This window comes from Herbaspirillum sp. WKF16 (assembly GCF_028993615.1).
Taxonomy (GTDB): Bacteria; Pseudomonadota; Gammaproteobacteria; order Burkholderiales; family Burkholderiaceae_D; genus Herbaspirillum.
On the sequence record NZ_CP118632.1, the window covers coordinates 469024 to 492380 of the forward strand.

19 protein-coding genes are annotated in these 23357 nt (G+C 57.6%); all 19 read left to right on the forward strand.

Annotated elements, in window-relative coordinates; all coding sequences use genetic code 11:
* The first annotated feature begins 7 nt into the window (after window positions 1–7).
* The 19 genes from Herbaro_RS02110 (at window position 8) to Herbaro_RS02200 (ending at window position 23356) form a co-directional block, all read left to right on the forward strand.
* Window positions 8–1318, forward strand: a complete 1311-nt coding sequence (locus tag Herbaro_RS02110) for a glycosyltransferase family protein (protein WP_275012192.1) — start codon at window positions 8–10, stop codon at window positions 1316–1318.
* Complete coding sequence (locus Herbaro_RS02115) at window positions 1315–2757, forward strand: oligosaccharide flippase family protein (protein ID WP_275012193.1); 1443 nt, start codon at window positions 1315–1317, stop codon at window positions 2755–2757. The genes Herbaro_RS02110 and Herbaro_RS02115 overlap by 4 nt, the downstream gene beginning before the upstream one ends.
* 1 nt (window position 2758) lies before the next feature.
* Entirely contained in the window at window positions 2759–3622 is an 864-nt protein-coding gene (locus tag Herbaro_RS02120; RefSeq protein ID WP_275012194.1) for an NAD-dependent epimerase/dehydratase family protein, read from the forward strand.
* A gap of 8 nt (window positions 3623–3630) precedes the next feature.
* Window positions 3631–4521 (forward strand): class I SAM-dependent methyltransferase, encoded by an 891-nt coding sequence (locus Herbaro_RS02125; RefSeq protein ID WP_275012195.1) that lies wholly within the window; start codon window positions 3631–3633, stop codon window positions 4519–4521.
* Entirely contained in the window at window positions 4518–5672 is a 1155-nt protein-coding gene (locus Herbaro_RS02130) for a glycosyltransferase family protein (protein WP_275012196.1), read from the forward strand. Before Herbaro_RS02125 ends, Herbaro_RS02130 begins: the two co-directional genes overlap by 4 nt.
* 141 nt (window positions 5673–5813) lie before the next feature.
* A complete protein-coding gene (locus tag Herbaro_RS02135) occupies window positions 5814–7064 on the forward strand; it encodes an oligosaccharide flippase family protein (protein WP_275012197.1) in 1251 nt (416 codons plus the stop codon).
* 2 nt (window positions 7065–7066) lie between these two features.
* Window positions 7067–9085 carry an asparagine synthase (glutamine-hydrolyzing) gene (gene asnB, locus Herbaro_RS02140; RefSeq protein WP_275012198.1) on the forward strand — a complete coding sequence of 673 codons (2019 nt, stop codon included), beginning with the start codon at window positions 7067–7069 and terminating at the stop codon, window positions 9083–9085.
* A complete protein-coding gene (wecB, locus tag Herbaro_RS02145) occupies window positions 9082–10182 on the forward strand; it encodes a non-hydrolyzing UDP-N-acetylglucosamine 2-epimerase (protein WP_275012199.1) in 1101 nt (366 codons plus the stop codon). The genes asnB and wecB (Herbaro_RS02145) overlap by 4 nt, the downstream gene beginning before the upstream one ends.
* A gap of 52 nt (window positions 10183–10234) precedes the next feature.
* A complete protein-coding gene (locus Herbaro_RS02150; protein ID WP_275012200.1) occupies window positions 10235–11560 on the forward strand; it encodes a hypothetical protein in 1326 nt (441 codons plus the stop codon).
* A gap of 201 nt (window positions 11561–11761) precedes the next feature.
* Complete coding sequence (locus Herbaro_RS02155; protein ID WP_275012201.1) at window positions 11762–13018, forward strand: glycosyltransferase; 1257 nt, start codon at window positions 11762–11764, stop codon at window positions 13016–13018.
* 31 nt (window positions 13019–13049) lie between these two features.
* The gene (locus Herbaro_RS02160) at window positions 13050–14261 is read left to right on the forward strand and encodes a glycosyltransferase family 4 protein (protein ID WP_275012202.1); all 1212 of its coding nucleotides are present in this window, start codon (window positions 13050–13052) and stop codon (window positions 14259–14261) included.
* Window positions 14203–15150 carry a dTDP-4-dehydrorhamnose reductase family protein gene (locus tag Herbaro_RS02165; RefSeq protein ID WP_275012203.1) on the forward strand — a complete coding sequence of 316 codons (948 nt, stop codon included), beginning with the start codon at window positions 14203–14205 and terminating at the stop codon, window positions 15148–15150. The genes Herbaro_RS02160 and Herbaro_RS02165 overlap by 59 nt, the downstream gene beginning before the upstream one ends.
* Complete coding sequence (locus Herbaro_RS02170) at window positions 15137–16147, forward strand: polysaccharide biosynthesis protein (RefSeq protein WP_275012204.1); 1011 nt, start codon at window positions 15137–15139, stop codon at window positions 16145–16147. The genes Herbaro_RS02165 and Herbaro_RS02170 overlap by 14 nt, the downstream gene beginning before the upstream one ends.
* Window positions 16140–17264 (forward strand): non-hydrolyzing UDP-N-acetylglucosamine 2-epimerase, encoded by a 1125-nt coding sequence (wecB, locus tag Herbaro_RS02175; protein WP_275012205.1) that lies wholly within the window; start codon window positions 16140–16142, stop codon window positions 17262–17264. The genes Herbaro_RS02170 and wecB (Herbaro_RS02175) overlap by 8 nt, the downstream gene beginning before the upstream one ends.
* 68 nt (window positions 17265–17332) lie before the next feature.
* Complete coding sequence (locus tag Herbaro_RS02180; protein WP_275012206.1) at window positions 17333–17899, forward strand: sugar transferase; 567 nt, start codon at window positions 17333–17335, stop codon at window positions 17897–17899.
* 7 nt (window positions 17900–17906) lie between these two features.
* Window positions 17907–19925: a polysaccharide biosynthesis protein gene (locus Herbaro_RS02185; protein WP_275012207.1), complete on the forward strand. Its 2019-nt coding sequence runs from the start codon at window positions 17907–17909 to the stop codon at window positions 19923–19925.
* A 13-nt stretch (window positions 19926–19938) separates the two neighbouring features.
* A complete protein-coding gene (locus Herbaro_RS02190) occupies window positions 19939–21303 on the forward strand; it encodes a phosphomannomutase/phosphoglucomutase (RefSeq protein WP_275012208.1) in 1365 nt (454 codons plus the stop codon).
* Between the two features lie 49 nt (window positions 21304–21352).
* Entirely contained in the window at window positions 21353–22330 is a 978-nt protein-coding gene (gene waaC, locus Herbaro_RS02195) for a lipopolysaccharide heptosyltransferase I (protein ID WP_275012209.1), read from the forward strand.
* A gap of 156 nt (window positions 22331–22486) precedes the next feature.
* Complete coding sequence (locus Herbaro_RS02200; protein ID WP_275012210.1) at window positions 22487–23356, forward strand: Kdo hydroxylase KdoO; 870 nt, start codon at window positions 22487–22489, stop codon at window positions 23354–23356.
* Window position 23357 lies beyond the last annotated feature (1 nt).

Genomic DNA, 23357 nt, shown 5'->3' on the forward strand with positions numbered 1-23357 from the left:
CCGATCTATGCTCATTCGTCCTTTTCTCGCCGCCGTGCGGGATCTTGTATTGTTGCTTGCCTTGCCGGTAATGTTACCGATCGCGTTTGTCTTGTCAAAGCGACAAAAAGCAGATCGGCTCGTATGGGGGCATACCCCCATCATCAACAACAAATATTGGTCTGCAGCAGTTCGGGCGCTGGGCTACCAGTCTCTGACGCTGATGTCCGGCTACTACGGCGGCATCAACGACAGGAAGGATTTTGATCTCTACTTCGAGGACATCTTTCCTTTGGTAAAGCCGCAATTGCTGCGCAAGGCGATTATGCCGTGGTTGGTACTGTGTTTCCTTGCCCGAAATGCCGCCGTGCTGCATATTTCCTTCGACGGCGGCGCGTTTAGTCGTACCCGGCTGTGGCGGCTGGAAGCGATCTTTTATCGGATGCTCGGGATCAGAACGATCATCATGCCTTATGGTGCCGATTTCTATGTCTATTCCAAGGTATTTGACCCATGCATCCGTCATGGCCTGTTGCTATCCTATCCAGAGGCCGCGCGTCGCGAAAAGGCGATCGACACCCGTGTAGGATACTGGGTGCGTCATGCCGACATCATTCTGGCAGGCTACACCCTGGAAGGCTTGTCGCGATGGGACGTGCCGATTGGAAACATGCTTTGCATTGATCTGCAGCAATGGGTGTGCAAGGCTTCTTATTCTGATTCAGATGGGCGCAATCGTGCTGTCAGAGTATTGCATAATCCAAATCATGTCGGCGTCAAGGGAACCGAGTTCATCAATGAGGCTGTGGCGGCTTTACAGCGGGATGGGTTGCAGGTGGAGCTGGTGACGTTGTCAGGGGTTCAGAACAGCAGAATCAGGACGACGATGCAGGAGGTAGACATCCATGCGGATCAATTAATTCTGCCTGGCTATGGTATGGCGGCCATCGAAGCCATGGCATCCGGATTGCCTGTCATCGCAAATCTTTCCGATCATCGTTATACAAGCATCTTCCGCCGCTTCTCCTATTTGAATGAATGCCCCGTGGTGTCGGCCACGCCGGAAACAATTGAGCAAGTGCTGCGTGCGCTGGTCAGCTCTCCAGCCCTGCGTAAGGAGCTCGGTTTGGCGAACAGGGCTTATGTCCAGAAATACCATTCCTATGAGGCCAGCCAATATCTCTTCGGGGCTGTTTACGACCGGATACTCAAGGGTAACAAGGATGTTGAGCTGATGTCGCTGTTCCATCCCATCAAGTCCGCGTATGTGAAGCGCTCCCCGAAAGTGGAGCATCCACTGGTCAACAACAATATTCCTTCCCGCTCCGAGGCAGCATGATTCGCAAGCTGGGGAAGGATGCTGCGATTTACGGTGGTGGAGATTTTCTTTTCAAGATCATTGGTTTCGCGGTTTTTCCGATTTATACGCATCTGTTTACTGTCGCCGAGTTTGGGACGATTGCGTTACTGGCGGCATCTTCAAGTCTGGTCGGCGTCTTCATCAACATCGGGGTGAACAACGCGGTCCAGCGGTTCTATTGGGACCCTGCCACTCCCGAGGAAGACCGCCCTCTGCTGGTGACCACCGGTTTTGTGCAATTGGTGATCACCGGCGTCGCGGTGACCACGCTCTTGTGGTTCGGTCTCGCCTGGCAACAGCAATTCATTGCGGACAAATACGCCATTCCCTGGAGTGCGCTGTCCTTGGCGCTGCTGGCGATCCTTCCGGACCAGATGCTGCAGTATCTGTTGGACGCGATTCGCCTGCGCTTTTCGCCGTTGCGTTTCCTGCTGATTTCGTTTTGCAAGAACATCCTGGGCATTGCCCTCGGCTTGGTCTTCGTGCTGCACTACGAGGGAGGATTGACGGGGATGTTCCTGGGCGCTCTTCTCGCCTCCCTCCTGACCGTGCCGCTTGGTCTCTGGATGGTGCGAGAGGATCTGGTGTGGAGATTCAGTGCGCGAATCCTGAAGACCCTGCTCCATTTCGGTTATCCCTTCGTTTTCGCCGGCATCGCATATTGGGTGTCCAATGCGATGGACAGATGGATGCTGGCACAACTTGGGAATTCGGTCGAGGTGGGCTTGTACGGTGTAGCGTTCAAGTTCGCCGTGATCGTCACGTTCGTTGTCAGCGCCTTTGGGCAGGCCTGGAGTCCGTATGCCATCCGCCTGCTGCGCGATGATCCGGACTACCGTCGGACATATAGCAAGGTATTGTCGATCTGGCTGTTCTGCCTGGCCTTCATTGGGCTTGGTATTGCGTTATTTTCCGGCGAGCTGCTTATGACGTTTACGCCGGCCCCATACTGGCCGGCGGCGCCGGTGATGATTTTTGTTGCGCTTGGCGCGGCGGCGTTCGGGACGACGCAAATCACGGCGGTTGGCATTTCGCTGGAAAGGAGAAGCGGACTTCTGACCTGCGGAGCGATCTTGTCCGGCGCCACTAATTTCGGACTCAACCTTTGGCTCATCCCCTGGGCCGGGGCAATCGGAGCGGCCGTTGCCACATTGATATCGTATCTCGTGTTGACCTTGTTTTTCCTTTATTGGACGCAGCGTCTCCATCCGATACCCTTGGAAAAAGGCCGGCTGCTTTATGGGTGCAGCTTGTTTCCGCTGGCGCTGGGTGGCCTGATATTGATTCCTGATGGCAATATTGTTGCCTGGTTGGTTGCCGTGAAACTTCTTGTGCTGATCCTGGTGCTGGCAGGCGCCGTACCGGTGGGATTGGTAAGTGCCAAATTCCTCAATTCCTTTTTGAAGCTGAAACCATAACGTGAAGAAATTATTGCTTACAGGTGCGAGCGGCCTGATCGGCTCCCATTTCATCAAGAAACTTGCCGGTACCTGCGAAGTACATGCAATTTCACGTTCGCCGCAACCGCCTGAGGCAGGGGTGACCTGGCATCTCATGGATTTGCGGCGCGAGCTGGATTGCAGCCAACTGCCGGAAAGTATCGATACGGTGGTCTATTTGGCGCAATCCGAGGACTTCCGGGATTTCCCGGCGAAGGCTCAAGATGTCTTCCGGGTCAACACGGAGCAGATGCTCGCCTTTCTTGATTACGCGCAACGTGCGGGTGCGCAGCGTTTCATCTATGCCTCGAGCGGAGGCGTGTACGGTACCGGGAGTGATGGTTTCTCCGAGGACTTCGCCATCCCCGCCTCCGGAAACCTTGGTTTTTATCTTTCAACGAAACTGTGCGCCGAAATTCTTGCGGAGAACTATCGGCCTTACATGCACATCATTTCTTTGCGGTTCTTCTTTGTGTATGGCGCAGGTCAAAAGCGCAGCATGCTGGTGCCGCGACTTGTCGATAACGTACGCAATGGTGTTGCCATCAAATTGCAAGGTGCGGATGGCATCATGATCAATCCCACGCATGTTTCCGATGCGGTCATGGCGCTGCAAGCTGCACTATCGCTGGAAGGCTTCCACAAGATCAATGTGGCTGGGCCTGAAGTGTTGACGTTGAAGGGGATTGCGAAGATCATTGGCGACCGATTGGGGGTCGCCCCCGTATTTGAGCATGACATGCAAGTTACGCCCGCGAATTTGATAGGTGACATAGAAAATATGAAAAAACACCTCAATACGCCTTCGCGCCATTTCGCAGCAGGCTTGGACGATATCCTTTAAAGAATAGAATGAGCGAGAAAAACAATACGCGCCAGAGTTTCCAGGACAAGTGGGAAAAGAATACTGAGCTGGCTTTTGACCAAACAGCTGATGAAGGATCCGATATCTTCAATTGGATCGTCACGCGCAACGGACTGGTTGATGGCGCAGGACTGAGCGCGTTCTTGAACGGGAAAAAAAGGATTCTGGACGCGGGCTGCGGCAACGGCCGCGTCACTGCGATGCTGCGACGATACTCGGATCCGCAAAAAACAGAGGTGGTCGGGATCGATTTGGTGGCTGCGCAGATCGCCAAAGCCAATCTGGCAGGGGCCGTGAATGTGGCTTTCCACGACAAGGATCTCCTGGGAGATTTGTCCGACATCGGAACCTTTGATTTCATCTATTGCCAGGAGGTCTTGCATCACACCAGCGATCCGCGTGGCGCCTTTGGCAATCTTGTCGGTATTTTGTCGGATGATGGCGAAATTGCCATCTATGTCTATAAGCAAAAGGCCCCCGTTCGCGAGTTCGTGGACGACTTCGTGCGGGATCGTATTGCCGCCTTGTCTTATGAGGACGCCTACAAGGCTTGCGAGCAGATTACCGAATTGGGCAAGGTGCTGTCGGATCTGAAGGTTACGGTCAACGTGCCTGGGGTCGATGTGCTCGGTATTGAGGCCGGAGAATACGACCTGCAGCGATTCATCTATCACTTCTTTATGAAGTGTTTTTGGAACAATGAGTTTTCCAAGAACGACAACGTCGTGATCAACTACGATTGGTACCATCCCCAGCTCTGTTCGCGACACACGATGGAAGAGGTTCTCGAGTGGTTCAGTGCGAATCAACTATCCGTTGTCCACGCGCATGAGGATCACTATGGCATTACCGTGCGCGGCGTCAGGGCGCCGCGATGAAGGTATTACACTGTCCCGAGATCGTCGGTGGCAATGCTCAGCAATTAGCCAAGGCCGAGCGCGAGGTCGGACTTGACAGTACGGCGGTCGCCCTGCGTGGTAGTAGTTTCGGCTATAAGAGCGACAAGATGCTCTTGTCTAAGCCGGTCGGGCGCCTGCGTCTGGAGCTGGCAAAGTGGGAATTATTTTTCCGGGCATTTTCCTTCGACGTCGTGCATTTCAATTTTGGCCAGGCAATCATGCCGGCGCCCCGTCCGATTGATCGCGTCGAATTCAACTGGCTGCAGCGTCGGCTGATTCAAGCGTATTTCCGTGTCTTTGAGCTATTGGATGTCAAATTGCTGAAGGCTTGCGGCAAGGTGACGGTCATGACATACCAGGGAGACGACGCGCGCCAGGGAGACTATTGCCGAGAGAATTTTCCCATCACGTTTGCCAACGAGGTGGACCAAGCCTACTACTCGCCTGAGTCCGATCGTCTCAAGCGGGTACGCATCGCGAAATACGCGAAATATGTGGATCGTATTTTTTCTTTGAATCCAGATCTGCTGCATGTCCTCCCTGAGCATGCACAATTTCTGCCGTATTGTCATATCGACTTGCGTGAATGGTCGGTGGTGGAGCGGACCCCAGCCGAGCAGAATGTCCGCCCCGTGGTGCTGCATGCGCCCAGCCATCGCGGGGTCAAAGGCACGCGTTTCATTTTGGACGCCGTGTCCCGCCTGCAGGAAGAGGGTATCGATTTCGAGTTCGTGATGGTCGAGGGCATGCGACAGGATGAGGCGCGGCGTCTCTATGAACGCGCTGATATTCTTGTTGATCAGCTACTGGCAGGTTGGTATGGCGGGATTGCGGTAGAGCTAATGGCTCTGGGCAAGCCGGTCATTGCATACATTCGGGAAGCGGACCTGAAATTCGTCCCGGAGGAAATGCGCGCGCAGTTGCCGGTGGTGCAGGCCGAGCCGGAAACGATCTACGAAGTGCTTAAACGTTGTCTGACCACGGATCGGGGTCTGCTCCCGGAGATGGGAATGCGCAGCAGGCGATTTGTGGAACGTTGGCACGATCCGCATCAGATTGCGGTGCGTATGCTTGAAACCTACAAGAACTGTGTCCGGGAAAAGAATAACGGTTCTGGTCAGATCGGGTAAGCATCGCGCGGAGATTTGCATCGACCATCAATTGGCGCAGGTCGTTGATGCTCATCGGATTGCTGAGGCCATGGAGCGGTGAACGAGGTTGGATACCTTCCTGTCTTACGAGGTGGGCGACAGGCCAGCACGGCATATAACATGACTGAATTTAGAAAAAATCTGATTACTCTCGTGAGCGGCGCAGGATTGGTGCAGGCTATTCCCCTGTTGCTGACGCCTGTGCTGACGCGCTTCTACGCGCCATCGGATTTCGGCCTGCTGGCGACATTTACGGCCTTTGTGTCGGTATTGGGTGTCGTGGTCTGCGGCCGCTACGAATTGACGGTCATGCATGCAAAAAACAAGGTGGAACTGTCCAACCTGTTGACGCTGTCGGCGCTTGTCACGCTCATTGGCAGCGTCCTGATTGGATGCGTCACTTTTGCGGGAGCCGATCACATTGCGCGTTTCCTTGGCAAGTCCACTCTGGAGCCCTGGGTGAAATGGTCTGCGTTGCCCATTTTTGCGACGGGCATCATGCAGATATACGCGATCTATTTTGCCCGGGAGAAGAAATATCCAAGCCTGGTGCGCGGCCGCGTACTGCAAAGTGTTGCCACGGGCTTGATTGGCGTGGTGATCGGGCTGGGGCACTATGGTTTCGTCGGCTTGCTCGCAGGCTATGTGTTGGGTCTGGTGGCCGCAGGCATTTATTTCTTCAGGACGCTCCGGTGGACGATGCAGGGCGTCTCCAGGCTGAGGTTGCGCGTCTTGCTGGTTCGTTATCGGCAATATCCCCTGTTTTCCGCGCCGGCGGCGTTGCTTGATACTGCGACACAAAGCGTGGTGGTCTTCATGCTCTCGCGTTTCTATTCCAGCGACACGCTAGGTTATTACTCCCAGTCGCATCGTTTGCTGATCATTCCCCTGGCGTTGATCGGGGCATCGGTGGCACAGGCATTTTTCCAGCATGCATCCGAGCAACGGCGGCAGAAGCAGCCGCTATTGACGTTGCTGAACCAAACCAGCCTCAAGTTGCTGATTTACTCCATTCCCTGTTTTGTGCTGTTCGTGCTCCTGGCGCCGTTCATGTTCGAACTCGTGCTCGGCAAAGGCTGGTCGACAGCGGGTGAATATGGCCGTGTGGTGGCGGTGGCATACCTGGTCCGCCTGGCAGTGTCACCTGTGTCATCGGTATTCCTGGTTGTGGAGCGAGTGCGTGTGGGGGCGCTGTGGCAGCTCATTTATTTCTGTTGCAGTTTCACGGTGCTGACGCTTGTTGCGTGGCTACGTGTCCCTGTTAAGACTTTCTTGATTGTGTACGCGGTGCACGAGGTTATTTTGTACGGCCTGTATTTCGCTTTCGCAAGATACGTATGCAAGGCCGACGACATGAAGAGGTTGGCGTAGATATGTGCGGAATCGCTGCAGTTTTCAGCCGTTCGGGAGCGGCGCACTCCCGGATCGGCGGTATGACGGACATCATTCGCCATCGTGGTCCGGATGACGAGGGTTTTGTGCTGTTCGACGACAGTGGCGCGCCGACGGCGCTGGGCGGAAAGGATACGCCTGCCGCCGCGTATTCGAGCCCATATGCCTACGCGCCTTCGGCAGTCTTGGAGGCGACCGCCGAGACGCATGCGGCGGTCGCGTTGGGCCACCGTCGCCTATCGATCGTCGACGTCTCGCCTGCAGGCCACCAGCCGATGTGCAGTTCGGATCGCAAGCTTTGGATCGTCTATAACGGTGAGGTCTATAACCACATTGAGCTGCGTGTGGAACTGGAAGCGCTGGGCGAGCGCTTCGATTCCCATTCCGATACGGAAGTCATCCTGGCGGCCTATCGGCAGTGGGGTGTCGATTGCCTGTCGCGCTTCAATGGCATGTTTGCCTTTATCGTGGTTGACCAGTTGAAGGGCCGGGTCTTCATCGCTCGCGATCGGTTTGGCGTCAAGCCGCTCTACTATTGGGCCTCTCCGGACGGTATCGCGTTCGCGTCGGAAATCAAGCAGTTCACCGGGCTGCCCTCGTGGCAAGCGCGCATGAATGAACAGCGCGTCTATGATTTCCTGAATTGGGGGGTCACCGACCACACAGATGAAACCTTATTCCAGGGCGTCTTCCAGCTCAAGGCCGGGCAGGCGCTCGATATTGGCATTGATGAACTGAGCCGCATCTCTTCGGCGACCAACGCCCGGCTGCCGGTCTACGATTGGTATCACTTGGCGGATAAGGGCTTTGATGGCGATCTGAACCAGGCGTCGGAGGGATTCAAGGAGCGCCTGACCGAGGCCGTGCGGTTGCGTTTGCGAGCGGATGTCCCCGTCGGTTCATGCTTGTCGGGCGGACTTGATTCCTCCTCTATCGTCTCCTTGATGAATCAGCTGATGCAGCAGGCCGGCGCCGAGGGGTTGCAGAAAACCTTCTCCGCCTGCTCTTCCGTCAAGCGTTTCGACGAGCGGGATTACATCAGCGAGGTGGTCGGTAAGACTGGCGTGGAGGCGCACTACACCTTCCCCGAGATGAGCGAGCTGTTCGACATTTGCGAAGAGGTAACCTGGCACCAGGATGAGCCGTTTGGGTCCACTAGCATTTTTGCGCAATGGAAGGTGTTTCAGCTGGCCGCGGAGACCGGGGTAAAAGTGATGCTTGACGGCCAGGGCGCCGATGAGCAACTGGCCGGATATCACACCTTCTTTGCTCCTTACTTTGCCGGCCTGTTCAAACAAGGGAAGTGGCTGACCCTGTGGCGGGAAATCCAGGCCAATAAGCGCGTTCACGGTTACTCCGAACTGACCTCGCTGAAACACCTTGCAAACATGCTCTTGCCCGAAGCCATGCGCCAGGCGCTGCGCAAGTTGGGGGGGAAGGCTTCCGCGCATGCCGATTGGCTCAATTGGCAAACGATGAAGATGCAGCCACAGGATCCGTTCGCGAGCCTGGGGGGGAAGACCGATTCGCTCAAGCAGTTTTCCCGCGCCCAACTGACTGCGACCAATCTGCAAATGCTGTTGCACTGGGAGGATCGCGATTCCATGGCGCATTCGATCGAATCCCGGGTTCCCTTCCTGGACTACCGCCTGGTCGAGTATGTGCTTTCCTTGCCCGACGGCTTCAAGTTAGCCGGAGGCGTGACCAAGCGCGTATTACGCGAATCAATGAAGGACATCTTGCCGGAACGGGTTCGTATGCGTATGGACAAGTTGGGTTTTGTTACTCCGGAAGAAATTTGGGTGCGTCATGAGGCTCCCGAGAAGTTTCGGCAGGCTGTGGAAGCGGCCATCAATGCATCGAAAGGCATTCTGAACAGTAAGGCGCTAGCGCTATTCGACGACATTGTGTCGGGTGCGCGTCCCTTCAATTTTGTCGTGTGGCGCATTGTCAGTTTTGGAATGTGGGTAAAGCAATTTAACGTCGGCAGGGAAAAATGAAGATAGTGACGGTGGTTGGCGCTCGCCCCCAATTCATTAAGGCGGCAGCAGTTTCTCGCGCAATTGCGGCCTTGCCGGGAGCGAAAGAGATTCTCCTGCATACTGGACAGCACTACGACAACAACATGTCGGATATATTTTTCGACGAGCTCGGCATTCCCAGGCCCGACTATCATCTTGGCGTTCACGGCGGTGGGCATGGCCAGATGACCGGCCAAATGCTGATCAAGATCGAAGAGGTTCTGATCAAGGAGGCGCCCGACTGGGTGCTGGTCTACGGCGATACCAATTCAACCTTGGCTGGCGCGTTGGCCGCATCCAAGTTGCATATTCCGATCGCGCACGTCGAGGCCGGGCTGCGCTCCTTCAATCGGCGCATGCCGGAAGAAGTCAACCGTGTATTGACGGACCATATTTCGACGCTGCTCTTCGCGCCGACCGATAGCGCCGTGAAGAATCTCGCGCAAGAGGGCGTTAGTCAGCTCGCCGTGCGCCGCGTAGGCGACGTGATGTTTGATGCGGCCTTGTATTACGGTCGCGTGGCAGAAGCCTCCAGCACCATCTTGCAAGCGACTGGGCTGCAGGCAGGACTCTATGCCCTGGCCACCATCCATCGCTCCGAGAACACCGACGACCCACAGCGTTTACGGCAGATCATTGAATGCCTCAATCATGCCGCGGGGCATTTGGATGTCGTACTGCCCTTGCACCCGCGCACCAGGGCGGCGATGGAACGCCTCGATGGCGGCGGCCGCCTGTCGGATCGCATCAGCGTGATCGACCCTGTGGGTTACCTCGACATGGTGATGCTGGAGAAGCATGCCCGCGTGATCGTGACCGACTCCGGTGGCGTGCAGAAGGAAGCGTATTTCCATCGGGTGCCGTGCATTACCCTGCGCGATGAAACGGAATGGGTTGAGTTGGTTGACTGCCAATGGAACACCCTGGTGGGAACAGACGCCAAGCAATTCAAGGCTGGTTTCGAGTTTGCCTGCGATGACAGCCGACGCCCGCAATGGATTGCCAATCTTTACGGTGACGGCAGCTCCGCCGCGGAAATCGCGCGCCAGCTCAACGCCGGCACTGACCGCCCTTGAACCTTTGACGGCTGTCCGCGCTTGTGGCCGCATCCCATTGGAAATAATGCGTATGAAAATATTAGAACGCCTGCTGGCTCCTGCGAAATTCGAATATCTCTGGCTGGTTCCTTTGATTGGCATGCTGACGATCTATGGCGCGGGAAGCGTCATCGGCTTGCTGGTGTTTCATGATGAAGCCGCGTTGACTTTGCTCGGCATCTTGGTGCTAGGCGCGCTTGTTTATATACTCGGCTATCTGGCGATTGGCCGCAGAATATCGCTGGACTTCTTGTCGGCTTGGCGCGGCAGGGTGGGCGTGAATACGAATGTCGTGATTGGCGTCATCGTGGCGCTCTACTTCCTGATGATCGCCTATTCAGCATTCACGGCCCCTAAACTCGCTTTGTTCGAAGCGCTGCGCGGCGCCAATGCGTCAGATATTTCTATCGCCCGTCAAATGCTTTTCATCACCAGGACCGGACCGGAGAAGATCCTGGTTTACCTGAATGCCTTCCTCAGCTCGGTTTTCTTGCCGTATGCGATCGCCACGTCGTACCTCGACAAGAAAAAATATCGGCACATCTTGCTGTTTGCCTTCGTGCTTAGCCTGACACTTTCCTTGGAGAAGGCGCTGGTGATCAAGGCCTTCCTGCCTTTGGTCATCCTGGCAATCAATCGATGGATGCCGCGTCGCTCCGGCGTCATTTTTGGCGCCCTCATGGTGGCCATCGTGATGTCGATGACCTCTCTTTCCAAAATGGGTAATGTGGGCGATGGCGTGGCTGAACGAGGGGCGCTGTCGCGTACTTTCGATCAAACCAAGGCGGGGCGTGTTCCTGGCGCGGAATCCAAGATGTTGGGCTTTGTCCTTGCTGAAGTGGCAAAGCTGGGCGAGAAGATTGAGCCGCTCAAGAACCGCTTCGCATTGGTCGATTCCGGCTCTTTGTCCGGTTATCTCGTCAACCGCATTTTGTGGATTCCCTACGTCACGGCTTACGACTGGATCTTATATTTCAATCGAGAACTGGATTCGGAGTACCTGACCGGCCGCACCAGTCTGGTGGTGAGCTTCTTGACCGGGCAGCAGAAATTCAATATGAGCGGAGAGGTATTTGCCGCGGAGTATGGAAGTGACGGGACCCTCAATACAGGATCCTCAAACACCATCTTCCTGGTCGACATGTTTGTCAACTTTGGCTGGATCGGGGTAATTGGTGTCGCCTTCGTGGTGATGCTGATGTCGCGCTTTTTTGAACGGATCGGCGATCCCGCAGCGACTGCTTGTTATTATTATTTCATCTATCAGTTGATGATCGGCTCGTTTTTCGGGGTGATGTTCAGCGACGGGGTTGCCGCATTCTTGTTACTGGTTTGTTTCGTAAGGCCGAAGCGGTAAATGACAGTGCAACGGTTTGATCGGTAATTAGCCGGAATATGGTGATTGTTTTTCCTGTTCTCTATAAAATCTCGCTTTTTGCGCGGATTTGAGTGCGCCCAGGCGGCATGATGCCGGAGCAGACTGTATAGCGGAGTTTTTCTGAAAATCGTATTCATTGTTCATTACTTTCCTCCCCTTAACAGCGCTGGCGCCAGAAGGGTGGAGTCGTTCGCCCGGCATTTGGTCGACAAGGGACATGATGTATCTGTCGTGACGACGTGCAAGACGGCACGCGACGGCCGGTTGACGGAAGGCACGCCGGACGGGGTTCGTCTGTTCGAACTCGACAATCGTGGTCGGCTTGGCGCCTCCGCGCGCAGCTCCAGTCCGGTAGCCAGCGTGCAAGGGCGCTCGGCCGGGGGGATGCGGCTGTTGAAGATCAAGCGCATGGTCGATCGTTTTTTGGGGCAACTGCTAGATCATCGCTTGTTGTTTGCCGCCCAGTTTGCCTCGCCTTTCCTTGCAAAAGAAGTCAAGAGTGCATTGAGCGAAGCCGATATCGTGGTGTCGAGCAGTCCACCGTGGATCACCCACCTCGCCGGCTGGATTGCGAAGAAACGCTATGGGGTGCGCTGGCTGGCCGACTATCGGGATCAGTTCAGCGGCAATCACATTCAGATCGGAAGCGCCTTCTCGCGGCCGCTGGAGCGCTGGATCGATCGTGGGCTGCTGCGTAGCGCAGATTGCGTGTCCGTGATTTCCGGGCCGATGAAAACCTACTACGAGCAGTTTCATGGACGTGTCGAGTGCATCGAGAACGGCTATGACGAGAAGGCGTTTGCTCGTATTGAACAGGTGGTGGTGGACAAGCCGGCATCCGGGGTGCCCAAAACCGCATTCGTGATCCGATACGCCGGCTCCATTTCAGCTGACCGCATTCCTCACGCATTGCTGCAGGCGATAGTCCAGGCCAATCGTGGGGAGGGGGCGCCTTTTCATGTGGAGTTTTGCGGCGAGTCGGGCCTGTTGCGCTCGATGATGCCAAAGACCTTCCCTGAAGCGCAGCCATTTGTTCGCTTTGTTCCCCAATTGGGCTACAGCGAAGCCCTGGCGGCGATGCTGGAAGCCGACCTGCTCTATTTCGTTGAGACTTCGGATACCTCGTCTCTCAGCGCCCGCGGTGTGCTGACCACCAAGCTGTTCGAATATCTCGCCGCCAAGAAACCGGTCATTGCAGAAATCAGCGAGGAAGCGCTGGCGGCGCAGTACTTGCGCGCGTCAGGCTTGAATATGGTCATTTCTGTCAAGAGCGACGAAATCCATGACGCCCTTATTCGTTATCGCAGCGGGGGGCAGGTACTTGCCCCGGACGACGCTTTTATTCACTCCTTGTCTCGGGCGGTCAAGGCGCAAGCCATGGAAGATCTGCTCGGTCAACTGTATACGGAAGGGGCTCGGACTGTCGTGCGTTCATAAAAAGAGCGTAGTCGGTTCCGGATAAGGAATTGTGCGAATTCTGGTGATTAGTCAATATTTCTGGCCGGAAAGCTTTCGTATCAACGAGCTGGTGCAATCCCTCGTCGCCAAAGGCGTCGAAGTGGATGTGTTGACTGGGAAGCCCAACTATCCGCAGGGCGTGATCTACGAGGGGTACAAGGTCTGGGGAGTGGATCGGAGCAATTGGCAGGGCGCGACCATCTGGCGCATTCCCTTGTTTCCCCGAGGGAACAAGAGCGGATTGCGGCTGGTGCTGAATTACCTGTCCTTTGTGGCGTCGGGCCTGCTGATTGCACCTTGGCTGCTGCGCAAGAGGCGCTATGACGCCATCTTTGTGTTCGGGCTTTCCCCTATCCTGCAGGCCTTGCCGGCGTTGTTCGTCAGCGCCCTGAAAAAGACGAAGCTTGTGCTGTGGGTGCAAGATCTGTGGCCGCAGAGCCTATCGGCCACGGGGTATGTCACCAATGCCCGCGTGCTCAGCGCCGTGGCAGCGGTCGTGCGGTTCATCTATCGACGTAGTGATCTTGTCCTGGTGCAGTCGAAGGCGTTTGAAGCCCACGTGCACGCGCTGGCGCCGGAAGCCCGGGTGCGTTATTACCCGAATTCAGGGGATGCCAGATTTGCCGCGGCGACCGAGCCGGTGGCGCGGCATTGGGACTATCCGTTTTCGGTTACATTTGCCGGAAACGTCGGCGCGGCTCAAAATGTCCCGGTGATCGTAGAAGCAGCAACGCTGCTGCGCGAGCATGCGCATATCCATGTTGTCGTTATCGGGGACGGCAGCCAGTGGCAATGGGTGAAAGCCGAAACCGAGCGCCGAGGGCTGACAAACGTGCATTTGCTGGGGCATAAGCCTTATGCCGACATGCCGGATTTCCTCTATAGCTCGTCGGCGCTCCTGGTCACGCTGAGGGATGATCCAATTTTCAATGCGACCATCCCGAGCAAGATTCAGGCGTATCTGGCAGCTGGACGCCCCATCATCGCCTGCTTGAACGGTGAGGGAGGGCGTATCCTGGATGAGGCTGGCGCTGGCGTCGTCGTGCCCGCCAATGACGCTTTGGCCCTCGCCGATGCTATATTGGCTTTGTCGAAGGCGAGCGACGCGTCGCTGAAACAGATGGGGCACAAGGGGCGTGAATATTTCCACGCAAATTTCGACCATGAGCAACTGGTCGACACGCTCATCGGTTATTTCGAACGTGAATCAAGCAAAGACTGAAAAAATGAAGATATTGGTTCTGGGTGCTGGCGGCATGCTGGGCAGCGCCATGTTTTCCCTTTTGGGCGGGGGTAACGACTTCGATGTATGGGGAACGTTGCGCGACAACCGCAAGCTCGAGAGCTTCGATCAGCATAGCCATAGCAAGCTGGTCAGTGATTTCGACGTGCAGGATATCGAATCGGTGCGCGGGTTGCTGGCCCGTCTTAAACCTGATGTGGTCATCAACTGCATCGGGGTGATCAAGCAATTGGCGGCCGCCAACGACGCACTGGTGTCGATCGCCATCAACGCGCTGCTTCCGCATCAGTTGGCGGAGCTCTGCGCGGAAGCCGGGGCGCGCCTGGTGCATTTCAGTACGGATTGCGTTTTCTCTGGAAAAAAGGGACGTTACAGCGAATCCGATTTTCCCGATGCGAATGACCTGTATGGTCGCTCCAAGTTCCTCGGTGAGGTCGCTTATCCTCACGCGATCACGCTGCGCACATCCATCATCGGTCACGAGCTGGGTAGCAGTCACAGCCTCGTGGACTGGTTTCTGGCGCAGAAGGGGACGTGCAAGGGATTTACGCATGCGTTCTTTTCGGGACTTCCCAGCGTGGAGCATGCGCGTATCGTCCGCGATGCGATTCTGCCCAACCCGCAGCTTTCGGGTCTGTATCAGGTCGCGGCCGCACCCATTTCGAAGTATGACCTGCTTACGTTGGTCGCCAAGCAATATGGCGTCTCCACGCAGATCGAACCAAGCGACGCGCTGAAGATTGACCGCTCCCTGGATGGCGGCCGCTTCAATGCCGATTTCGGATACGTCCCGCCGGACTGGCCGACGCTCGTCGAACAGATGCATCAACAATTTCAAGACAGGAATGCAGGCAATGTTCCAAGATAAAGTCCTCATGATCACCGGTGGTACCGGCTCGTTCGGCAACGCCGTCCTGAAACGCTTTTTGTCCACCGATGTGCGTGAAATCCGTATCTTCAGCCGCGACGAGAAGAAACAGGAAGAAATGCGCATCAAGCTGAACAATAACAAACTGAAGTTCTACATCGGCGATATTCGTGATTACCAGAGCGTCGCCCAAGCGATGAAGGGCGTGGATTACGTGTTTCATGCCGCGGCGCTCAAGCAAGTGCCATCGTGCGAGTTCTATCCGATGGAAGCGGTGCGCACCAATGTGCTGGGCGCCGAAAACGTCATGCTTGCGGCGATTGCTAATGAGGTCAAGCGCGTTATTGTGCTCAGCACCGACAAGGCGGTTTACCCCATCAACGCCATGGGCGTCTCCAAGGCCATGATGGAAAAGCTGATGGTCGCCAAAGCACGTATGCAAAACGAAGGCGAGACCGTCTTTTGCGCCACGCGCTACGGCAACGTGATGGCATCGCGCGGTTCGGTGATCCCGCTGTTCGTTTCCCAACTGAAGTCCAACATGCCGTTAACCATTACCGATCCGAACATGACGCGTTTCCTCATGTCCCTCGACGATTCGGTCGACTTGGTCCTGCATGCTTTCGAGCACGGCAAGCAAGGCGATATCTTTGTCCAAAAGGCTCCTGCGTCGACGGTCGAGGATCTTGCGCAGGCCCTGCACCAGATGTTCCCCAGCAAGAGCGAAATCCGCATGATCGGGACGCGTCACGGCGAGAAATTATTCGAGACCCTGGTGTCGCGCGAAGAGATGGCCAAGGCGGAGGACCAAGGGGACTACTACCGTATCCCGGCAGATAACCGTGATTTGAACTACGCCAAGTATTTCAGCGACGGAGAAGAAAAGATCGCCGATTTCGAAGACTACACGTCGCATAACACGCAGCGCCTGGGCGTGGCTGAAGTCGTTCAGCTTCTGCGCAAGCTGGACTTCATCCAGGGAGAGCTCAGTGTTTAAGGTAATGACAATCATCGGAACCCGGCCCGAGTTGATCAAGATGAGCCGGGTCATGGCTGTGCTCGACCAGCATACCAAGCACATCCTGGTTCACACCGGCCAGAATTTCGACTACGAGCTGAACCAGATCTTTTTCGACGATCTCGGTATTCGCAAGCCGGATTATTTTCTTGAGGCGGTCGGCGAGAATCCCGCGCAGACCATCGGCAATGTGATTGCCAAGGCCGATGCCGTCATGGAGGCCGAACAGCCGGATGCGCTGCTCCTGTATGGTGACACCAACTCCACGCTGGCGGTGATCGCGGCCAAGCGTCGCAAGATTCCCGTATTCCACATGGAAGCCGGAAACCGTTGTTTCGACCAGCGCGTGCCCGAAGAGCTCAATCGCAAGGTGCTTGATCATCTTTCCGACATCAACATGGTGCTCACCGAGCATGCCCGGCGCTACCTGATCGCCGAAGGCATTCGGCCGGAAACGATCATCAAGACCGGTTCGCACATGCGGGAGGTGATCGATCACTATCGTCCCAAGATTGATGCGTCAGACGTCATTGGCCGCATGAACCTGACCGCTGGGAAATTTTTTGTGGTGAGCGCGCACCGCGAAGAGAATGTCGACTCTCCCGGTGCGTTGAACGATCTTTTGGAAACCCTGGAGGCGTTGCGCGAGAAATACGGCTATCCCATTATTGTTTCCACGCATCCGCGTACGCGCAAGCGGCTCGATGCGATGGAGCGGGCGCACCTTGGGGCGAACATCATCTTTTCCAAGCCGCTCGGGTTTTTCGATTACATGAAACTGCAAATGGAGGCATTCTGCGTATTGTCCGACAGTGGCACAATCACGGAGGAGGCCTCCCTGCTCGGATTACGCGCCATCACGATCCGCAATGCGCACGAACGGCCGGAAGGCATGGATGTCGGCACCCTGATCATGAGCGGCCTCAAACGCGATCGTGTGATCAACGCTATCGATATCGTGACCGCGGGGGAGGACGGCCGGCGCTCTACTCTGGCCGTGGCCGATTATGAGAATCCTTATGTGTCGACCCAGGTCCTGCGTGTGGTGACGAGTTACATCGATTACATCAACCGTGTCGTCTGGTCCAAGGAGTAGTACTTTGCCATTCAATGCCCGACTTTCCTGCGGGGCGCATTTCTACTTTGGCGACGGAGTGGTTTTTCATGTTTGCTAAGCGACTGTTCGATATCGTCTGCGCCTTGCTTCTGGCCGTCGTCCTCTTGATCCCGTTCATCTTGGTCGCGCTGGCCGTGAAGCTGAGTTCGCACGGTCCGGCGCTGTACTGGTCCGAACGGGTGGGGCGTCGCAACAGCACCTTCGGCATGCCTAAATTTCGAACCATGCGGATCGACACACCGGCGGTGGCCACGCACTTGTTGTCCAATCCGGATCAGTATCTGACGCCTATCGGGGGTGTTCTCAGAAAAACCAGTCTCGATGAATTGCCCCAGCTTTGGAGCATCCTGGTCGGCGATATGAGTTTTGTCGGGCCGCGTCCCGCGCTGTTCAACCAGTACGACCTGATTGAGTTGCGTACCCAGGCTGGTGTAGATAGCATATTGCCGGGGTTGACCGGATGGGCGCAAATCAATGGTCGAGACGAATTGTCGATTCCTGAGAAGGTGAAGCTCGACGCTGAATATCTCCGGCGGCGGTCGTTCTTGTTTGACATCCGCATCATGTGGCAGACCTTCATGAAGGTCGTGCGCCGTGACGGTATTTCTCACTGAGCCGGCCATGCTTCGCGCAATCCAAAGCCGGCTGTTGAATCTGTCGCGAGTGGTCAAGCAGAGCATCGTCATGCTGATCGATGTGGCGGCGTCTGTTTTCGCGACCTGGGCCGCATTCTCGCTTCGCCTGGATACGCTTCATTGGCCCATTGGATATCAATGGTATGTCTACGGTCTGGCGCCGCTGATCGCATTGCCTGTGTTTATCCGGCTTGGCTTATACCACGCCATCTTCCGCTACACCGGATTGTCCGCGATGGTTGCCGTGGGCAAGGCGGTGACCCTCTGCGGCGCCTTATTCTTCCTGCTGCTCCTGTTATTGACACTGCCGGACGTTCCCCGTTCGGTCGGTTTGATGCAACCCATCATCCTGCTGATCCTGGTTGGCGCCAGCCGCGTTTTCGCTCGTTTCGGATTGATTCGCATGCTCTCCGCGCGCCGACGTCACAAGCAAGTGCGGATGCTTGTTTATGGCGCGGGAGAAGCGGGGGTGCAGGTCGCCGAAGCGCTGTTGCGCGGGCATGAGTTCGAGATCATCGGTTTTCTGGACGACGATTCTCGCCTGGTCGGTAAAACCATCAACGGCAAACGCATCTATTCATCGCGCAATGTTGCCGAGGTGATCGAACAGCATGCCATCACCGATGTGTTGCTCGCGCTGCCTTCACTGCCGCGTCCACGGCGCAATGAAATCCTGTCCTATCTTCGACAGTTTCAGTTGCATGTGCGCTCACTGCCAGACCTTGCCGATTTGGCCGCTGGCAAGGTGACGGTCTCCGATATCCATGATCTGGACATCAACGATTTGCTGGGACGCGACCCGGTTCCCCCAGATAGTGAATTGCTTCGTCGCAACATTGTCGGGAAGACCGTTATGGTTAGCGGGGCCGGCGGCAGCATCGGCGGGGAGTTGAGCCGGCAGATCCTTGCCGAGCGCCCGGATCGCCTGCTTTTGCTGGATCACAACGAGTTCGGCTTGTACGCCATCCACGAAGATTTGAAGAAGCGCATGGTCGAGATGGCAGGGGAGGTGGTCCTGGTGCCATTACTGGCGAGCATTCGCGATATGGGGCGCCTGCAAGAGATTTTCAGCGTATATCGGCCGCATGCGGTCTACCACGCAGCGGCATATAAACATGTCCCCTTGGTCGAGCACAACGTCGCCGAAGGTACGCGCAACAACGTGTTTGGCACCTTGAACCTTGCCTCGGTGGCGGTGGAGCATGGCGTCGCGAATTTCGTGCTGATCAGCACCGACAAGGCCGTACGCCCGACCAATGTGATGGGGGCCACCAAACGCCTGGCCGAAATGATTCTTCAGGCTTTCAACGAAGAAGCGACTTGCGGCCGCGAGCAATCCCTCGCCTTGGACGAGAGCCGCAAGAAAATTGCATGCAAGACTAAGTTCTCGATGGTTCGCTTTGGCAATGTGCTGGGATCTTCCGGTTCGGTGGTGCCGCTTTTCCGCCAGCAAATCCGGGAGGGTGGGCCAATTACCCTAACCGATGAAGAGGTCACCCGTTATTTCATGACCATCCCGGAAGCGGCTCAGCTCGTGATCCAGGCCGGCGCAATGGCGAAAGGAGGCGACGTTTTTGTGCTGGACATGGGAGCACCCGTCAAGATTTACGATCTTGCCACCCGGATGATCGAACTGTCCGGCCTGTCGGTCTGCAATGAGGCCAATCCTCAAGGGGATATCAGTATCAAGATTACGGGTATGCGGCCTGGGGAAAAGCTGTATGAGGAATTGTTGATCGGCGAAAATCCCCAGCCGACGGCGCATGTCAGGATAATGAAGGCCCACGAGGATTTCCTTGCATGGGACATTCTCAAGCCCTACCTGCAAAAATTGCAAAAAGCCGCCGATTGTAACGACATTGAGGAGGTGCGCCTCCTGATGTCTGAGTTGGTCAGCGGATACCGCTTTGAGAAATCCATCGTCGATTGGGTGCATGTCGCCAACGAAGATGCGGCGTCAGAGGAATATTTTAGGAATTCGACTGTCGAACGTCTCCCATCCTGATTTGGAGCGTTTCGTGCAGAGCATCTTCAAAGCCTACGACATCCGCGGCATCATCGACAAAACCCTGGACGGCCGGGTCGCCTACCAGATCGGCCAGGCCTTCGGCGCCGCGGCATTGGCAAAAGGACAAAACAAAGTCGTCATCGGCCGCGATGGCCGCCTCTCCGGCCCCGAACTGGCTGCCGAACTGGCCAAGGGCCTGCAGTCGGTCGGCGTCGACGTGATCGACCTCGGCATGGTGGCCACGCCCATGGTCTACTTCGGCACCAATGTGCTCGATACGCAGTCCGGCATCATGGTCACCGGCAGCCACAATCCGCCGGACTATAACGGCTTCAAGATGGTGCTGGCCGGCGAGGCGATCCACGGCGAGACCATCCAGGCGCTGTACCACGCCATCGTCAAGGGCGATTTCCCCAAGGGCGCAGGCGCCTACGCCACGCATGACATCAAGGACGCCTACATCGCCCGCATGATCGGCGACGTCAAGCTGGCGCGTCCGCTGAAGATCGCGGTCGATTGCGGCAACGGCGTGGCCGGCGCCTTCGCCGGCGAGATCTACCGGGCGCTGGGCTGCGAGGTGACCGAGCTGTTCTGCGAGGTCGACGGCACCTTCCCCAACCACCATCCTGACCCTGCCCACCCGGAAAACCTGCAGGACCTGATCCGCTGCCTGCAGGAGACCGACAACGAGCTGGGCCTGGCCTTCGACGGCGACGGCGACCGCCTGGGGCTGGTCACCAAGGACGGCCAGATCATCTACCCCGACCGCCAGCTGATGCTGTTTGCGGCCGACGTGCTGACCCGCCATCCGGGCCGCGAGATCCTCTACGACGTCAAATGCACGCGCCACCTGGCGCCATGGATCTCGGCGCGCGGCGGCAAGCCCCTGATGTGGAAGACCGGCCACTCGCTGGTCAAGGCCAAGCTGCGCGAGACCGGCGCGCCCCTGGGCGGCGAGATGAGCGGCCACATCTTCTTCAAGGATCGCTGGTTCGGCTTCGACGACGGCCTGTACGCCGGCGTGCGCATGCTGGAGCTGCTGGCGCGCGAAGCGGATCCTTCGGCCGTGCTCAACGCGCTGCCGCAATCGGTCAGCACGCCGGAGCTGCAACTGAAGCTGCAGGAGGGCGAGAACTTCGCTCTGATCGGCAAGCTGCAAAACGACGCGAAGTTTGACGGCGCGCAAGAGATCATCACCATCGACGGCCTGCGCGTGGAGTATGCTGACGGCTTTGGGCTGGCGCGCTCGTCCAACACCACGCCGGTGGTGGTGCTGCGCTTCGAGGCCGAGACGCCGCAGGCGCTCGAGCGCATCCAGGGCGAGTTCCGCAAGGTGATCCTGGCCGCGCGTCCGGACGTGGCATTGCCGTTCTGATCAGGTAAGATGCTGGCCCACGGAACAAAGAAGATACAGTGGGCCAGCCTTGAAAATCCTGATCGTGCGCGTCTCCTCGCTGGGAGACGTCGTCCATAACATGCCGATGGCGGCCGATATCCGCCGCCATTTCCCCGATGCCCGAATCGACTGGGTCGTGGAGGAGGCATACACCAGCCTGGTCCGGCTCAATCCCCACATCCGCAACATCATCCCCATTGCGCTGCGGCGTTGGCGCAAGACCCTCTTCTCGGCCGCCACGCGCGCCGAGATGGCGGCCTTCCGGCGTCAATTGCGCGCCGAGCCTTACGACATCGTGTTCGACACCCAGGGCCTGATGAAGACCAGTGTGGTCATGCGCATGGCGCGCCTGGCGCCGGGCGGCCGTCGGGTGGGCCTGGCCAATGCCACCGAGGGCTCGGGCTACGAACCGCTGTCGCGCATCTTCCATGACCAGAGCATCAAGGTCGGTCGGCGCACGCACGCCGTGATGCGCGCGCGCCTGGTGGCCGCGGATGCTCTTGGCTATCGCCCGGATTGCGCGGCCGACTTCGCGCTGGGCGTGCCCGAACCGCAACGCTTGCCCTGGATGCCGGCGCAGCCTTACGCAGTGTTCTTCCACGGCACCGCGCGCGCAGCCAAGCAGTGGCCGCAGGCGGAATGGATACGGCTGGGACGCTCGCTGTCCGAACGCGGGCTGCCGGTGCTCCTGCCCTGGGGCAGCCCGGCCGAGCAGCAGGCCGCGCAGGCGCTGGCCGCCGGCATCCCCGGCGCCCGCGTGCTGCCGGCGCTGCCGTTGATGGAGGCGGTTGCCCTGGTGCAGCAGGCGCGCCTGGTGGTCGGCCTGGACACCGGCCTGACCCATATCGCCGCGGCGTATTGCAAGCCCACGGTCGAGATCTATTGCGACTCGCCGCGCTGGAAGACCGAGGGCAACTGGTCGCCCAACATCATCAACCTGGGCGACGGCGGCGCCGCGCCGCGCGGCGACGAAGTGCTGGCCGCAGCGCAGCGCTTGCTCGGCTGACAACAGGCGATGCCCGGCGCCATGCGTTGAGGCAGCTCAAGTCCCGTCCTGAAACTCTTCCAGGCCGTCCTGCAGCCGCATGCAGCGGGGGTTTTGACGATCTTTTACAGAACTGCGCAGGTACACGGCCCCGGCGCTTGCGGGCATAATGTCGCCATGGAATCGCAAATCATCGAGATCGCCCTGACAGACTGGCAGGCCGACACTCCCAATCACGACTGGATCGCCGGCCTCGAAGCCGGCAAGGTGCTGTATTTCCCGCGCCTGGGCTTCGAGCTGCTGGCGTCCGAACGCCGCCTGCTCGACCCGTCCGTGCGCAACCCCAAGGCGCGCAACATCAGCCTGGACGCGCGCGGCCACATCAAGGGCGCCGCCGGCGACACCGAGCAGCAGCTGGCGCTGGCCGCCATGATCGGCCGTTTCCGCGGCCAGGCGCTGTCGCTGGTGCACTCGTTGTTCCCCAAGTACCGCGACGCGCTGCGCGTGGCGCCCACCAGCTACCGTCCGATGCAGGTCGAGACGCGCAGCCAGTCGTGGCGCGCCGACGACCGCCGCATGCACGTCGACGCCTTCCCCTCGCGCCCGAACTACGGCGAGCGCATCCTGCGCGTGTTCACCAACGTCAACCCGGACGGCGTGCCGCGCGTCTGGCGCGTGGGCGAGCCCTTCGAGACCGTGGCGCAACGCTTCCTGCCGCGCGCCAAGCCCTATGTGCGCTGGCAGGCCGGCGCGCTCAAGGCGCTGCATGTCACCAAGTCCCTGCGCAGCGAATACGACCATCTGATGCTGCAGCTGCATGACGGCATGAAGGGCGACATGCAATACCAGCAGGATGCGCAACAGGTCACCATGCCGTTTGCCGCCGGTTCGGTCTGGGTATGTTTCTCCGACCAGGCCTCGCACGCGGTGATGTCGGGCCAGTACATGCTGGAGCAGACGCTGCACCTGGCGCCGGAAAAGCAATACGATCCACAAGCCAGCCCGCTGGCCATCCTGACCCGCCTGGCCGGTCATCCGCTGGTCTGAG

Bases quoted from the DNA above. Each gene is read 5' to 3' on its own strand.
- Herbaro_RS02110 (WP_275012192.1), top strand. From the start codon at position 8: ATGCTCATTCGTCCTTTTCTCGCCGCCGTGCGGGATCTTGTATTGTTG.
- Herbaro_RS02115 (WP_275012193.1), top strand. From the start codon at position 1,315: ATGATTCGCAAGCTGGGGAAGGATGCTGCGATTTACGGTGGTGGAGAT.
- Herbaro_RS02125 (WP_275012195.1), top strand. From the start codon at position 3,631: ATGAGCGAGAAAAACAATACGCGCCAGAGTTTCCAGGACAAGTGGGAA.
- Herbaro_RS02130 (WP_275012196.1), top strand. From the start codon at position 4,518: ATGAAGGTATTACACTGTCCCGAGATCGTCGGTGGCAATGCTCAGCAA.
- Herbaro_RS02135 (WP_275012197.1), top strand. From the start codon at position 5,814: ATGACTGAATTTAGAAAAAATCTGATTACTCTCGTGAGCGGCGCAGGA.
- asnB (WP_275012198.1), top strand. From the start codon at position 7,067: ATGTGCGGAATCGCTGCAGTTTTCAGCCGTTCGGGAGCGGCGCACTCC.
- wecB (WP_275012199.1), top strand. From the start codon at position 9,082: ATGAAGATAGTGACGGTGGTTGGCGCTCGCCCCCAATTCATTAAGGCG.
- Herbaro_RS02150 (WP_275012200.1), top strand. From the start codon at position 10,235: ATGAAAATATTAGAACGCCTGCTGGCTCCTGCGAAATTCGAATATCTC.
- Herbaro_RS02165 (WP_275012203.1), top strand. From the start codon at position 14,203: ATGAGCAACTGGTCGACACGCTCATCGGTTATTTCGAACGTGAATCAA.
- Herbaro_RS02170 (WP_275012204.1), top strand. From the start codon at position 15,137: ATGTTCCAAGATAAAGTCCTCATGATCACCGGTGGTACCGGCTCGTTC.
- Herbaro_RS02180 (WP_275012206.1), top strand. From the start codon at position 17,333: ATGTTTGCTAAGCGACTGTTCGATATCGTCTGCGCCTTGCTTCTGGCC.
- Herbaro_RS02185 (WP_275012207.1), top strand. From the start codon at position 17,907: ATGCTTCGCGCAATCCAAAGCCGGCTGTTGAATCTGTCGCGAGTGGTC.
- Herbaro_RS02200 (WP_275012210.1), top strand. From the start codon at position 22,487: ATGGAATCGCAAATCATCGAGATCGCCCTGACAGACTGGCAGGCCGAC.